Here is a 12801-nt window from a genome sequence, read left to right as displayed (position 1 = left end):
CATTTTTCATTGCGTGAAGCGGCGCGCTTATTCGGCGGCCAGCTTTTCGGCCGAGGCATATTCCTCAACCATTTGCGCTGCGACATCGTCGTTGAACTGCTGCGGCGGATGCTTGCAGAAGTAGGCCGACGGGCCGATCAGGGCGCCACCTTCGCCACGCTCAAGCGCGACCTTGCAGCAACGGATCGCATCCATCACGCAAGCGGCAGAGTTCGGGCTGTCTTCAACCGAAAGGCGAAGTTCCAGATTCATCGGAACGTTGCCCCACTGCTGGCCTTCCATGCGGATGAAGCACAGCTTGTTGTCCTTTTGCCAAGGAACATAGTCCGAAGGACCAACGTGGATGTTTTCATCGGCAAGACGCGTGGCAAGCATGGCTTGCACGGCTTCTGTCTTCGATTCCTTCTTGCTGCCCAGCCGCTGACGGTCGAGCATGTTCATGAAATCGGTGTTGCCGCCGGTGTTGAGCTGATACGTGCGTTCAACATTCACGCCGCGCGCTGCAAACAGGCTGGACAGAACGCGGTGAACGATCGTGGCGCCAACCTGGGCCTTGATATCGTCGCCCACGATCGGGATGCGCTTTTCGCGGAACTTGGCTTCCCATTCAGGCGTCGAAGCGATGAACACGGGCATGCAGTTGACGACGGCAACGCCGGCTTCAAGCGCACATTCCATGTAGAATTCGGTGGCCTTTTGCGAACCGACGGGCAGGAAGTTCAACAGAACTTCTGCGCCAGATTCCTTCAGCGCGGCAACGATGCTGTCGTGCGTGGCTTCGGCTTCGTCAGCGACGATAAAGCCCTTTTCGCCTACGCCGGTCATGTGCGGGGCAACGCCGTCCGACACAAAGCCCATGATGACCTTCGCGCCGGTTGCCGGAACGTTGGGTTGGAAAACGGTGGTGTTGTTCGGGCCAGCGAAAATCGCTTCCGAAATGTCCTTGCCGACCTTGCGTGCATCAACATCGACGCCCAGCACGAAATCGACGTCACCCGCGCCATAGCCGCCGATCCGATCATGGATCAGGCCTTGCGACGAATTGTTGTTGCGGTAGTAGGCAACCCCCTGCACCAGCGAGCTAGCGCAGTTGCCTACGCCGATCACGGCGACCTTTATTGGCTTCATGAATACAGATCCCTTCACACAGGCGCCCAGGGGCGGCTGTAACGATAACGCCTCATTTATAAATCGCGCGCCAAAAGCAAGAAGATTCCCCGCCGTCAAGCATGCTTAGGCACGAGGGCAAGGATAACTGCTACCAGCCAACCCGCCGCCGCGATTGCAAAAAGGGCCAGGACAAGTGTCGCAAACCCGAATGCAATCAACAGTGCAAACACCAGCGCGAAAAAATCGCGGCTGGTCATAAATGTCAGCCATTGCATGATTTGCGATGGCTTTTCGTCAACGGCACTGTCCGATCCTGCCATCGGTTCAAGCGCAGAACCCTGTTTACGGTTCCTAGCTGCACCTTTGGCGCGGTAGTGCTCCTTGACAAGATCAAAGCTGAACGGGGCATTGCTACGTGCCGCCGCTCGTCCAATTAAAAAAAGCCCCATAGCGAGCAAAACGAGTCCCGTATAGCCAAGGCTTGCACCAATTATGCGACCCTGCATTTGCAGGTTGAGCGCAGTGCCCAAAAGGAACGTCAAATTGGTGGCAGCATCTATCAGGCTATCCATGCGCGCGCCCTCGTTCGAGGTGCGCCATGTTGCGCGCGAGATTTCGCCGTCCACGCCATCAAAAATGGAAGCGGCCTGAAACAGCAAGGCCCCTGCGATCAGTCCCCATTCGCCGCCCAGCAGCAGACAGGCAAACATGGCAATCGCAATGACCGCGGTGCCATAAGTTGCGTGAACGGGCCGAAAACCGGGGAAACGCAAGGCCACGCTTGATAGGGCCTGCGATACCGGGCGGTTGATATAACGTGATACGATCCCGTCGGTGGGCTTGGCGGTGGAGCGCAGGATATTGCGCCCGGCCACCTGCAACCGGTCAACCGCATCTTGGCCTGCAGCAATGGCGCGCGCGATGGCTTCATCAATGCCGTGGCCTGATGCGATCTCTATTCCGTCGACGGGTTCATTGCATCCGGCCACGGCATCGGCAATGGCCTGTGCCGGTGGCAGCGCGTCACCGCGGATCACGGCTACGCGTGCCAGTGGCCTTGCTGCATTGTTGCCAAAAAGCACCGGCATCGGGCCGCAAAGACGTTCGGTTTCAGACCGAGTCGCGGCGCTGGGCTGCCACCCCGGGCCTGCCAGCACTTCGCATGCAGCGATTCCGGCAAGGCGCGCTTCACGCACGACACGTGCGGCAGCAGGTACGCCCGCCACCAGCAGATCGGCATCATGCCCGGCTGCAAACACAATTAATGCCGATGTGGAAATGTCCGGAACATCCTCGTCTGGGTGCGTCGCCCTGACTTCGCACACATATGCAGTGCAAACTCTGCACTGGCCCTGTTTACCCGGGCATTCAATTTATATAGCCTTAACAGCCAATCGCCAAGACATGACGGGATCGTAGGAGTGCACAAAATGACAGGGTCTGCGGACGGGCAGGACGCCAAGCGCCCTAAACGCCCGCGTGAAATGCAGGATTCCCTGAATTTCTACCTCTATCATCCGCTGGCGTGGAAACTGGCAAAGCTGCTGTCACGTACCCCTTTGACCCCGAACATGGTATCGGTGATTGGCGGATTGCTGGTGGTTTTGGCAGGCGTTGTCTATTTCAACATGGATTCCACCGGCGGCACGTGGGCGCTTGGCTGGCCATGGGGCGCACTGCTCGGGCTGGTTCTGCACATGAGCTGGCATGTGGTTGACGGTGCAGACGGCGATCTGGCGCGGTTGACCGGAAAATCCAGCCCGATCGGTGAAATGGTGGATGGGGTGTGCGATTATGTCAGCCATATCGTCGTCTATGTGCTGCTGGCTTTCGTGTTGACCCGCACTCATGGTGCAGGCGTGGCGTGGGCGTGGACGCTGGCAGCAGGCATCTCGCACATCATCCAGTCCAACCATGTCGAAGTGCAGCGCCGCTTCTATCAATACTGGACTTACGGCGTCCCATGGCTGAACAATGCGCGCGATAATAACGCAGGCCTGTTCGGTTCAACCAACCCCGTCGCGCGATTGTTTGAAGCTGTGGCGCGCGGATATCTGTACCTTGCCGCCGGAATGACCCCGCATGCCCGCCGCATCGACGCAGCAGTCGGCGATGCCATGGCGCAGCATGATACCGTGCGGCTTGGCGCGATCCGTGCCGAAGTGGCGCGCGAACAGAAGCCCTTGCTCAGCTTCCTCAAACTGCTTGGCCCCAATCCGCGTGCCATCGTGCTGGGTCTGGCGATGATTGCGGGAAGCCCGATCTGGTATTTCTTCTATCAGGCCGTTGTGCTGAATGTGCTGCTGGCAATCTCGGTCATCCTGCACAACCGCGCTGCTGTTGCCACCGCCACGCGGGTTGACGGGGCAACAGGTACGCCGTCTGCTGCGTTCAATTGATCCGGTAACGGTCGAGCGACAGGACGCCGGGCTGCATCTTGCGCCACGTTCCTATCAGCAGAACATAAACCGCCAGTGCCAGCAAGGGGGGCACGGCTTTTAGCCAGCCCTCGGGCGTATCGCGCAACACGCCCGTCCGTGCGATCCATCCGCCGCCTGCGCCCAGCACGACAGCAATCCCTGCGGCGGCAACGGGCACGCCTGCATGAAACAGATGACGGCGCACGCCAAGGCCGACCAGCCAATATCGCCGCAGCACCGCTGCAATCACCGCAGCCACCAGCATCGCCAAGGACGCGCCCAGAATGCCGTACTGCGGCGTCAACAGCGGGATTCCGGCCGCTGCAATCGCAATCAGGATCACATTGACCTTCAGCGCCAGCGCAGGGCGGCGGTAATAGAGGATCAATTCCGACACGCCGAACGCCCCGTTGATCGTCTCGGCCAGAACCATCGCCAGAAGCGCTGCATATCCCGCAGCATAGCCGGTGCCGAACAATTCCAGCAGCGCATCACCGGCTGCCGCCATCAGCAGGACCAATCCCAGCTGGATGGTCAGGACCACGCGCGTTGCCGCCGCCGTTGCCTCGCCGGTTGTGACGTCACCATCGGTGCTCATCGTCCGCGCGGTCAATGGCGTCAAAATGCCGTCAAATGCCTGGCGCACTTGCAGAACCGGCGTACGCAATTGGCGCAGCACCCCGTAAACACCGGCTGGCGCATCGCCCAGCAGGAAGCCTACCAGATAAAGGTCGATCCGTTGGGCAAGAGCCGACAGGAAATCGCTCCCGCTGGCAGGCATCAGGCCGCGCGCGCGTTGCATCAAGGCGCGCGGGCGTGGTCGCCAGTGCGGCAAATGCAACGGGCCAAGGCAATGCCGCGCAGACCATATCGAAAACAGCGCCAGCGCCAGCGATGCAATCCAGTAGCCCGCCAGCATGCCTGTTTCAGTCATGCCGAAGTACCATGCACCAAGCACCACTGCGGTCAGTACATATGGTTCAACCAGTCCGCGACCGATCACCTCGTACCGCATCTTGTGCGTCCAGCGGGTGGCGGCCAGAGCTACGTCGCCAGTGTTTTGCAGCAGCACTGACGGGATCAGCAGCGCAAAGGCAAAGCGCAACTGGTCTGAAACCATCACTGCCGGCAACAAATGCGTGGCCATGACCAGCAACACTGAAAGCAGGGCACCTGCAATGGCTGCCAACAACAGCGCATCCAGCAAAACGTGCATGGGCGAGCGCGGCGAATCACCCCGCGTCTCTTCTTCCAGCCATGGAAAGATCATCCGCCGCAGGCCAAGGCTGGCGATGGGCGCTGCCAGTTCGACAACGGCAGTGGCCATCGTGAACACGCCATAATGGGCCGCGCCATAAAGCCGCGCACCGATATACAGGAACGAGGCCCTTGCCGCGAACCGGATGACAAAGCTGAAGGCGTTGGACCCGACGCCGCGCGCGATGATGTTCTGTGGGGCGCGTGGCGCAGGCATGGGCGGCGATTGGCGTCAAATCCGCCGCTTGGCAAGTGTCAGGCGCTGTCCTTTTCCAGCGCGAAGACACCGATGATTACCACCACTACGGCCAAGGCTTCCATCGTGCCCCACGCCAGCCATTGCGAATGGCTGTAAAGCCACACGCCGATGGCGGGCGCTGCCACATAAGCAGCGCCGTTGACCGACGTAATGATGCCCGCAGCCTGCCCTTGTTCGGCGCGGGTGACGGCCAGACTTGCGCCTGATGTGAAACCGGGCCGGAACATGCCAAAGCCCAGCGAAGCAACCGCAAAGCCCACCGCAATGCTGTGCAGATCCGTGCCCATTGCCACCGGCACAATGCCCAGTGCGCCCAAGGCCATACCCCAGATCGTGGATGTGCGCGGGCCCAGCCCCAGCATCGGGATCAGGCCCCATTGCGCCAGCAGGGTGGCAAATGCGCCTGCCATCAGCACCAGACCGATCGGCCCTGCTGCTGCATCAGGATCACCGCGCAAGCCCAGCCGGTCCATCAGCAGAAAGCCGATCACGCCCAGCAGCATGGCTTGCGAATGCCCGCCAACAACGCCCGCGATCAGCCACTTGCGCAGCCGCTTGTCCGTCCACCGCACACGGTCCACACCCGTGTGCGCCGGTTCGGCTTCGGGCAGTTCGTCTGGTGAACCGTCTGGCGTTTCGTCAACGATGCGCGGGTTGGACGATGCACTGAACGGAGCAGACATAACCTCGCCCCGCCCGCTGAAGCGTGGATCATCGTCAGGCAGGCGCGTGCGGACAAGGACCAGCACGATCAGGCCAAGTGCCGCAAAAATCGCGAACGGACCCACTACGCCAAGCCCCGGCAAAATCATCAAGGGAGCCAATGCCGGGCCGACAACCGTGCCAAGGCCAAAGCTGGATGCGACCAGCGACAACGCTTTGGTCCGGTCAGCCCTACCCGTGCGGCTGGCAACATAAGCTTGCACCGCAGGCGGCGCTGCCGATCCGAAACCGCCATAAAATGATCGCGCCAACGCAAACAGCACCATCGTCAAAACGCCGCTTATCCAGCCGCTCAGGCCGATCCGCAAAATTACCGCACACAGCGCAAAAGATATGACGAACCCGGCAATGCCCAGCGCCATCATGGCTTTGCGCCCGCGCCGGTCTGATCGCCGCGCCCAATACGGCGCCATCACCACCCACAACAGTGCCGACCATGAATAGGCAAGGCTTACCCAGACATCGGCAATGCCCAACCGGGTGCCGATGGATGGCATGACTGATTGCATCGCGGTATTGCCCGCCGCCGATACCAGCATCACCATAAACAGCAGTGCCATGCGCTCATTCGGCAGACGAATGTCAGCTCCGTTCATGGCCCCGTTGGTTGATCCGTTCATGGCTTTGTTCCTGGCTTTTCCGGCAATCTTGTCCACGCTTGGTTCATCCAACGTGGGTAGTGGTGTCGATGTATGCTTGCAATGATGTTGCAAATTTGCGACCGCATGTTTCAGCTTGTTCGGCAGAGGACCGTTTTACTCGATGACTTCGACCCAGGCGGCGCGTGAGCCTCTTCTTCAACGAGCCAAACGCAAGGCAGAACGCGTGCTCGGCCCCGCCGGCATCTTCTTCAAAGGCTTTGTCAAGCACCCGGCAATGGTCGGCGCGATTGTGCCGTCTTCAGGCCGCACGATTGAACGTGTGCTGTCCAAGGTTGATTGGGATGAATGCCGCCTGTTTGTGGAATACGGCCCCGGCGTTGGCACATTCTGCCGCCCCGTTCTGGAAAAGCTGCGCCGTGACGGCCAGCTGATCGTGATAGACACCAACCCCGATTTCATCGAATATCTTTCGAAGACCATCGGTGACAGCCGCTTTACCGCGGTTCACGGATCGGCCACCGATGTTGAAGACATTGTTCGCGCGCACGGTTTTGACCATGCCGACTATGTGCTGTCGGGCCTGCCGTTTTCGAACTTGCCCGAAGGCGTAGGTCCGGCGATCATGAGCGCAACCCACCGCGTATTGCGCACCGGCGGCGCATTCCTGGTCTATCAATATACCGCCCGCGCCCGCGCTTTGATGAGCCAGTACTTCCGCCATATCGACAAAGGCTTCGAACCCGTCAACGTGCCGCCCTGCGTCATCTCATGGGGCTGGAAAGAGTAGTTCGTTCTTTTCTCCCCTCCCGTTTACGGGAGCGGGTGGGGGAGGGCCTGTTAACCCACACCCCCAAAGCTAAGCAACTTACTCGAAAATCCCCACCACTTCAGCCTGCGGTGGCCCTGCCATCTGACGATAGACCGCAGCCAGCATCGCAATGAAATAGACCAGCGCCGCCGATGTGATCGCGCTCGATATGGCCGCTGTCAGCACTTGTTGCACGCCGCCATCCGTGGTCAGCACCAGCACCACACCCACCAGCATCATTGCCAATCCATAGACAATGGCAAAGACCAGTCCGGCAAGGATGAAGAAGGCAAGCAGCCGCCCCGAATTGCCGCGCGTCAGTGCCCAGGACCGGCGCAAAGCATTAATCGGGTTACGCTCAGCCTCGATTGCCAGCACCGGCGCGACCAGAGCCATGCGCAAGCTGCACCAGATCATCGCTACAAATGCAGCCACGATTACAAACGCGGCCAGCGCTTGCACGCCCGTCAATGCCGAAAGGCTGACCAGTAGCAGAAACGCAAGGCCCAGCGCGCCGCCAACGATAATTTGCGCGGCGACATAAGGCAGTAATGCCTTGAACCCGCGCTGGATGGCTTGGCCCACCATAGGCCGCGCCGGATCGGTCATCACAATCAGCATGGTGACCGTACCTGCCATTTGCAGCAGCGTGACGATAACCAGAAGCGGCAGTGAAGATTGCCAAGCCTCGGCGATCGTTTCCATCATCCGTTCGGGCGATGTGCCGGGGGGCATTTGCGGTTCAGGCACGAACACCGAAAACGCAAGGCTAGGGAGCAGGAAGAACACCCCCGCAATTGCCAACAGCATGTCGCGGTTGGTCGAAACGAGGCGCGTCGCGGTTTTCCAGGCGAGGCTGCTATCCAAACGGGGTGTCATTTGCGCCTGATAGCAGCGCAAACCCCGCTTTGTCGAACCCCCGATTTGCGTGGTGGTTCTCACGCCCCTCTTGAAAGGCGGGGCTGACGGGGCCATGCCCAGACGATGGCGTCCAGCAACACACTCGAAATCCGCCGCGAACAAACGCAAGTCCCCTATCGCGAGGCGTTGGAGGCGATGACCACGCGCAATGCGGCGATTGCCGATGGCAGCGCGCCAGAGCTGATTTGGCTGCTGGAACATCCCCCTGTTTACACCGCCGGAACCAGCGCCGATCCGCAAGAATTGCTCGATCCGCGTTTTGACGTGGTTCAGGCCGGACGCGGTGGGCGCTATACTTATCACGGCCCCGGCCAGCGGATCGGTTATGTCCTGCTCGATTTGACGCGGCGCGCGCGGGATGTGCGCGGGTTTGTCCATGCGCTTGAAGGGTGGGTAATCGCTACGCTGGCCGATTTCGGCGTCGAATCATGGCGCGCTGAAGGCCGCGTTGGCATCTGGACGCACGGGGCCGACGGGCGTGAGGCCAAAATTGGCGCAATCGGGGTGCGCATCCGCCGCTGGGTCACGATGCACGGCTTTTCCGTCAACCTCTCGCCCGATCTTTCGCACTTTGGCGGTATTGTGCCGTGCGGGATCGAGGAATTTGGCGTTACCAGCCTTGCCGCGCTGGGCCGCGATGTTACAGCACAGGCTTGGGATGAAGCGATGTTGGCGCATGTCGACAGCTTCCTTGCCCAGCTTGAAAAGCCCTGCCCGCCGGAGTCTACCTGATGCGTCGCACGTCTACGTCTACGTCTGCTTTTGCGCTTTGTGTTGCACTGGGAATGATTGTCGCAGGTTGTGACAAGACGGCGCAAAGCACCACAGGTGATGCGGTGACGGGCGAAGTCATGCCCGGATCAATCAGCGATGCGATGATCGATCTCGACACTTCCACCGCCACGCCCCCGATGGCACCGGTCAAGCCGGTTGAAAAAACAGCGGCCAAAGCATCGTCCGCCGATGCCGGGCCGGAGGGCGAGCAAGCCGGCGAACCTGATGCTGCGCCTGCCGAAAAAGCGCCGGTGTCGTCAGCTGATACCGAGTAATTGCCTGGCCATCTTGACGTGCGGCTGATCAATCATGCGGCCGTTATATTGCAGCGTTCCCGCGCCCGGATTGCTGGCAAATAGCGCGACAATCGCTTGTGCTTCGGCCAGTTCGGCTTCGGTCGGGGCAAAGGCTGCGTTGATGATCGGCACTTGCGCGGGGTGAATGGCCAGCATGCCGGTAAAGCCATCGGCGCGGGCCGATTCTGCGGCGCGGCGGGTGCCGTCCTCATCTTTGAAATCGTCGTGCAGTGTATCGATGGCCCACACGCTTTTTGCGTGGGCGGTCAACAGGCATTGCGCGCGGATAAAGCGGAACGCATCAGTCCAGGCTCCAATGGCATCGCGCTTGCGGCTCGCACCCAGCACTGCCGACAGGTCTTCAGCGCCCCACGTCAGTCCGGAAAGGCGCGGCATCGCTTCATCAAGATAGGCGGTGATCGTCAGCGCGGATCGCGCGGTTTCGCTGACCAGCGGCAGGATGCGCGTCGTTCCCACGGCAATCCGGTTGTGCTGTTCCAGTTCATAGATTTCGGCTGAAAGCTGGCGGATCTGCTCCGGCCCTTCGCACTTGGGCAGCATGACGCCATCAGGTGCGCCGGCCATGACCACCGCAAGGTCATCGCGCCAAAGGCCTGTGTCAAAAGCATTGATCCGCACCCAGCGCGCCATGGCGCGGCTTTCGATCACGTGATGGCGGTGAACCGACAGCCAGTCACGCGCCATGCCACGCGCTTGCGCTTTAGCAGAGAGCGCCACGGCATCTTCAAGATCAATAATTACCGCATGCGCGCCCGTGCTCATGGCTTTGCCCAGCTTCTTTTCGCTGTCACCGGGAACGAACAGCCATGATCTGGGCGGCATGCGGTCTTACTCCTCAAAAATCAGGCGGCTGCAGTTTCTTCAGCCAGCGTCGGATAATCGGTGTAGCCGACTTCGCCGGGACAGTACCATGTCTGCGGCACTCCCTTATTCGGGTTAATATGCGCATCTGTCTGAATACGCTCGACCAGATCGGGGTTGGAGATAAACGGACGGCCAAAGCTGATCGCATCTGCGCGGCCCGATGCCACATCGGCTGCGGCCTCTTGCGGGGTGTAATCGCTGTTCAGCACGAGTGGTCCTGAATAGATTGCGCGAATGACGCCATCTTGCTGGGGTACGTCGGTAGCGCCAAAAGTGCCTTCCGGCCCCGGCTGGCGCAGTTCGACAAAGCTGACGCCCAATTCTTCCAGCACGCTCGCGGCTTCGCCAAAAGTGGCTGCAGGATTGCTGTCATCGACGCCTTGCGAATCGCCATTGGGCGAAAGTCGGATCGAGACGCGCTCCTTGCCCCAGACCGCGATCAAACGCTCCACCGCTTCACGCATCAACCGCACGCGGTTTTGCGGGGTTCCGCCATAGATGTCATCGCGCAAGTTGCTGCCATCACGCAGGAACTGGTCAATCAGGTAACCATTGGCGGCATGCAGTTGCACGCCGTCAAAGCCCGCCTTCTTCGCGTTTTCAGCCGCGCGGGTATAATCATCCAGCAATCGCGGCATTTCATCCAGACGCAGCGGGCGCGCCGTTTCGTGGTCCTTGGTGCCTTCGTTGGTATGGGCATGGCCCGGAGCGCGGGTGGCCGATGCCGAAACGCCGGGTTCGCCATTCAGGAACGACGGGTGGACGATGCGCCCCATGTGCCACAATTGCAGGATGATCCGGCCACCGGCGGCGTGGACCGCGCTCACAACCGGCTTCCAGGCTTCGACCTGGGCATCGTTCCAGATGCCCGGCGCATTGGGCCAGCCAAGGCCTTCCTGGCTGATTCCGGTGGCTTCTGTGATGATCAGCCCCGCGCTGGCGCGCTGGCGGTAGTATTCGATCATCAATGGCGTTGGCACATGGTCCTGTGTCGCGCGGCCCCGCGTAAGGGGCGCCATGATGATGCGGTTGGGCAAATCGATCGCGCCAAGACGGATGGGCTGGAACAGCGGTTCATGCATGCTAGGGGTACTCCTGAAAATTTTCATGCGATGCCATTTGGTTTCGCTTTGCAACTGGATTAAGTCGGGCCTCCCATGATTTCAAGAGACAGCGCCCAACCAGATCCACCAAAGGTCATGCATTTCCTTGCCTTGCTGACAGGAAATTTTGCCTTGGCGCTCGGCCCGTGGTTTGTCCGCATTGCCGATAGCGGCCCTGTATCGGCTGGCTTTTGGCGATTGTTTCTGGCCCTGCCCCTCCTCGCCTTGTTCGCAAAAGCGCGGCGTGAACCGCTGTGGGGCTATGCGGCAAAGGACTGGGTAATCCTTGTTGGCGCAGGCGTGGTATTCGCGCTTGATCTGGCCAGCTGGCACGTCGGCATCGAAATGACCAAACTTGGCAACGCCACCCTGTTTGGCAATTCGGGCAGCGTCATCCTGATGATCTGGGGCCTGATCGCGCTACACCGCCGTCCCCATCTGCGCGAATATGCAGCCGTTGCGATGGCGCTGGGCGGGGCAGGGCTGTTGCTGGGCCGGTCAATGGAGATCGATGCGCGCACGCTGGTGGGCGATCTGTTCTGCATCCTCGCCGGACTGTTCTATGTGGTTTACATCCTGATGGTGCAAAATGTGCGCAGCCGCTTCGGATCGTGGGGCCTGCTGTTCTGGTCCAGCGTGGCAGGCATACCTGTCCTGCTGTTCACGGCCATTGCCCTGGGCGAACCGGTGATGCCCACAAACTGGTGGCCGCTGATCGGCCTGATGATCGCCAGCCAGATTTTGGGGCAGGGCCTGCTCGTCTATTCGCTCGGCCACTTCCCCCCGCTCGTCATCGGCCTCGTCCTGTTGACCCAGCCTGCCGTATCAGTCGTGCTCGGCTGGTTCGCATTCGGCGAAGTCTTGGCTCTGCCCGATGCCATCGGCATGGCACTGGTCGGCGCGGCGCTGGTATTGGCGCGCGTGGCCGAACCTGCAAGCGAGCCGGAAAACGGCTGAATACCGCCAATCTCGACACATCCCCACTCGCCTGCTATATGTGAATCACATAGTCCGTGAGGATGGAGTTCGAATTCGATCCCGCCAAAGACGAAGCCAACCGTTTCAAGCACGGTTTAAGGTTGGCGTTCGGGATGCGGATTTTCGCTGATCCTTGGCACCAAATATTTCCATCGTTCCGCCCGGTCGATGGCGAGGATCGATACAAAGTGGTCGGCATGGTCGAAGGCAAACACTTTACCCTCGTTTATGTCGAACGCACGGATAAGCTTAGATTGATTTCTGTTCGTCGGAGTAATGCCAGTGAACAAAGAGACTACGATCGCGATTCCCGCTGATCCTGACGATCCTGAAGATTTCGACGTCAGTGTCGCAGGGCTCGAACGCGCGCACATGGGGCGGCGCTTCCGCGTGTTGCGCTTCCGTCTCGGCCTTAGTCAGCAGGAATTTGCGACGGCTTATGGCATTCCCGTTGCCAATTTGCGCCAATACGAAATGGCGCGGCATATGCCCCCACCCGCCGTCCGGTCTTACCTCAAAGTGATCGAAGCCGAGCCGGAAATGGTGCGGCGGGTGATGGCCGCAGGCTAGGGTCAGGACCTATTAATCCCGCCTTCGAGGCGCCGGAATGGCGAACATATCGGGCGGATAGGTGCGCCGGGAAGGCTGGTTGCCTTTCCAAGCAA

At 60.2% G+C, this 12801-nt stretch carries 14 protein-coding genes; 7 read left to right on the top strand and 7 right to left on the bottom strand.

Features of this window, described 5'->3' with window-relative positions; all coding sequences use genetic code 11:
- Window positions 1–27 precede the first annotated feature (27 nt).
- Both B7Y89_RS13930 and B7Y89_RS13925 read right to left on the bottom strand, forming a co-directional pair.
- Window positions 28–1128, bottom strand: coding sequence for an inositol-3-phosphate synthase (locus B7Y89_RS13930; RefSeq protein WP_292939103.1), 1101 nt, complete (start codon window positions 1126–1128; stop codon window positions 28–30).
- Between the two features lie 95 nt (window positions 1129–1223).
- Window positions 1224–2435, bottom strand: a complete 1212-nt coding sequence (locus B7Y89_RS13925; protein WP_292939102.1) for a CDP-alcohol phosphatidyltransferase family protein — start codon at window positions 2433–2435, stop codon at window positions 1224–1226.
- A gap of 105 nt (window positions 2436–2540) precedes the next feature.
- On the opposite strand from B7Y89_RS13925, the gene B7Y89_RS13920 reads away from it, so the two are divergent.
- On the top strand, window positions 2541–3509 hold the full coding sequence (locus B7Y89_RS13920) for a CDP-alcohol phosphatidyltransferase family protein (RefSeq protein WP_292939101.1): 969 nt from the start codon (window positions 2541–2543) through the stop codon (window positions 3507–3509).
- Here B7Y89_RS13920 and B7Y89_RS13915 read toward each other — a convergent pair.
- Together B7Y89_RS13915 and B7Y89_RS13910 are read right to left on the bottom strand one after the other, a co-directional pair.
- A complete protein-coding gene (locus B7Y89_RS13915; protein WP_292939100.1) occupies window positions 3502–5004 on the bottom strand; it encodes a lipopolysaccharide biosynthesis protein in 1503 nt (500 codons plus the stop codon). The two genes, B7Y89_RS13920 and B7Y89_RS13915, sit on opposite strands and share 8 nt — an antisense overlap.
- A gap of 38 nt (window positions 5005–5042) precedes the next feature.
- Window positions 5043–6389: an MFS transporter gene (locus B7Y89_RS13910; RefSeq protein WP_292939099.1), complete on the bottom strand. Its 1347-nt coding sequence runs from the start codon at window positions 6387–6389 to the stop codon at window positions 5043–5045.
- A 142-nt stretch (window positions 6390–6531) separates the two neighbouring features.
- Here B7Y89_RS13910 and B7Y89_RS13905 point away from each other — a divergent pair, with 142 nt between their 5' ends.
- Window positions 6532–7158 carry an NAD-binding protein gene (locus B7Y89_RS13905; RefSeq protein WP_292939098.1) on the top strand — a complete coding sequence of 209 codons (627 nt, stop codon included), beginning with the start codon at window positions 6532–6534 and terminating at the stop codon, window positions 7156–7158.
- A gap of 78 nt (window positions 7159–7236) precedes the next feature.
- Here B7Y89_RS13905 and B7Y89_RS13900 read toward each other — a convergent pair whose 3' ends face one another.
- Window positions 7237–8058 carry a hypothetical protein gene (locus B7Y89_RS13900; RefSeq protein WP_292939097.1) on the bottom strand — a complete coding sequence of 274 codons (822 nt, stop codon included), beginning with the start codon at window positions 8056–8058 and terminating at the stop codon, window positions 7237–7239.
- Between the two features lie 105 nt (window positions 8059–8163).
- On the opposite strand from B7Y89_RS13900, the gene lipB reads away from it, so the two are divergent.
- A complete protein-coding gene (gene lipB, locus B7Y89_RS13895) occupies window positions 8164–8832 on the top strand; it encodes a lipoyl(octanoyl) transferase LipB (protein WP_292939096.1) in 669 nt (222 codons plus the stop codon).
- A complete protein-coding gene (locus B7Y89_RS13890) occupies window positions 8832–9149 on the top strand; it encodes a hypothetical protein (protein WP_292939095.1) in 318 nt (105 codons plus the stop codon). Before lipB ends, B7Y89_RS13890 begins: the two co-directional genes overlap by 1 nt.
- Here the strand turns inward: B7Y89_RS13890 and B7Y89_RS13885 are convergent.
- Both B7Y89_RS13885 and B7Y89_RS13880 read right to left on the bottom strand, forming a co-directional pair.
- Window positions 9132–10013, bottom strand: a complete 882-nt coding sequence (locus B7Y89_RS13885; protein ID WP_292939094.1) for a CoA ester lyase — start codon at window positions 10011–10013, stop codon at window positions 9132–9134. The two genes, B7Y89_RS13890 and B7Y89_RS13885, sit on opposite strands and share 18 nt — an antisense overlap.
- Before the next feature lie 20 nt (window positions 10014–10033).
- Window positions 10034–11137, bottom strand: coding sequence for an alkene reductase (locus B7Y89_RS13880; RefSeq protein WP_292939093.1), 1104 nt, complete (start codon window positions 11135–11137; stop codon window positions 10034–10036).
- A 75-nt stretch (window positions 11138–11212) separates the two neighbouring features.
- On the opposite strand from B7Y89_RS13880, the gene B7Y89_RS13875 reads away from it, so the two are divergent.
- From B7Y89_RS13875 to B7Y89_RS13865, 3 genes are all read left to right on the top strand, one after another.
- Window positions 11213–12115: a DMT family transporter gene (locus B7Y89_RS13875; protein WP_292939092.1), complete on the top strand. Its 903-nt coding sequence runs from the start codon at window positions 11213–11215 to the stop codon at window positions 12113–12115.
- Between the two features lie 62 nt (window positions 12116–12177).
- Window positions 12178–12453 (top strand): BrnT family toxin, encoded by a 276-nt coding sequence (locus B7Y89_RS13870; protein ID WP_292939091.1) that lies wholly within the window; start codon window positions 12178–12180, stop codon window positions 12451–12453.
- Window positions 12419–12706 (top strand): helix-turn-helix domain-containing protein, encoded by a 288-nt coding sequence (locus B7Y89_RS13865; RefSeq protein ID WP_292939090.1) that lies wholly within the window; start codon window positions 12419–12421, stop codon window positions 12704–12706. The genes B7Y89_RS13870 and B7Y89_RS13865 overlap by 35 nt, the downstream gene beginning before the upstream one ends.
- Window positions 12707–12801 lie beyond the last annotated feature (95 nt).

It is taken from the genome of Novosphingobium sp. 32-60-15, assembly GCF_002280675.1.
Lineage (GTDB): Bacteria > Pseudomonadota > Alphaproteobacteria > Sphingomonadales > Sphingomonadaceae > Novosphingobium.
The sequence above is the reverse complement of the archived record's forward strand: the minus strand, read 5'-3'. Positions and strand labels throughout refer to the sequence as shown.

Excerpts from the sequence above, each read along its gene's own strand:
- lipB (WP_292939096.1), top strand. The coding sequence starts at position 8,164 with ATGGCGTCCAGCAACACACTCGAAATCCGCCGCGAACAAACGCAAGTC.
- B7Y89_RS13870 (WP_292939091.1), top strand. The coding sequence starts at position 12,178 with ATGGAGTTCGAATTCGATCCCGCCAAAGACGAAGCCAACCGTTTCAAG.
- B7Y89_RS13905 (WP_292939098.1), top strand. The coding sequence starts at position 6,532 with ATGACTTCGACCCAGGCGGCGCGTGAGCCTCTTCTTCAACGAGCCAAA.
- B7Y89_RS13875 (WP_292939092.1), top strand. The coding sequence starts at position 11,213 with ATGATTTCAAGAGACAGCGCCCAACCAGATCCACCAAAGGTCATGCAT.
- B7Y89_RS13885 (WP_292939094.1), bottom strand. The coding sequence starts at position 10,013 with ATGCCGCCCAGATCATGGCTGTTCGTTCCCGGTGACAGCGAAAAGAAG.
- B7Y89_RS13920 (WP_292939101.1), top strand. The coding sequence starts at position 2,541 with ATGACAGGGTCTGCGGACGGGCAGGACGCCAAGCGCCCTAAACGCCCG.
- B7Y89_RS13900 (WP_292939097.1), bottom strand. The coding sequence starts at position 8,058 with ATGACACCCCGTTTGGATAGCAGCCTCGCCTGGAAAACCGCGACGCGC.
- B7Y89_RS13915 (WP_292939100.1), bottom strand. The coding sequence starts at position 5,004 with ATGCCTGCGCCACGCGCCCCACAGAACATCATCGCGCGCGGCGTCGGG.
- B7Y89_RS13910 (WP_292939099.1), bottom strand. The coding sequence starts at position 6,389 with ATGAACGGATCAACCAACGGGGCCATGAACGGAGCTGACATTCGTCTG.
- B7Y89_RS13880 (WP_292939093.1), bottom strand. The coding sequence starts at position 11,137 with ATGCATGAACCGCTGTTCCAGCCCATCCGTCTTGGCGCGATCGATTTG.
- B7Y89_RS13930 (WP_292939103.1), bottom strand. The coding sequence starts at position 1,128 with ATGAAGCCAATAAAGGTCGCCGTGATCGGCGTAGGCAACTGCGCTAGC.
- B7Y89_RS13890 (WP_292939095.1), top strand. The coding sequence starts at position 8,832 with ATGCGTCGCACGTCTACGTCTACGTCTGCTTTTGCGCTTTGTGTTGCA.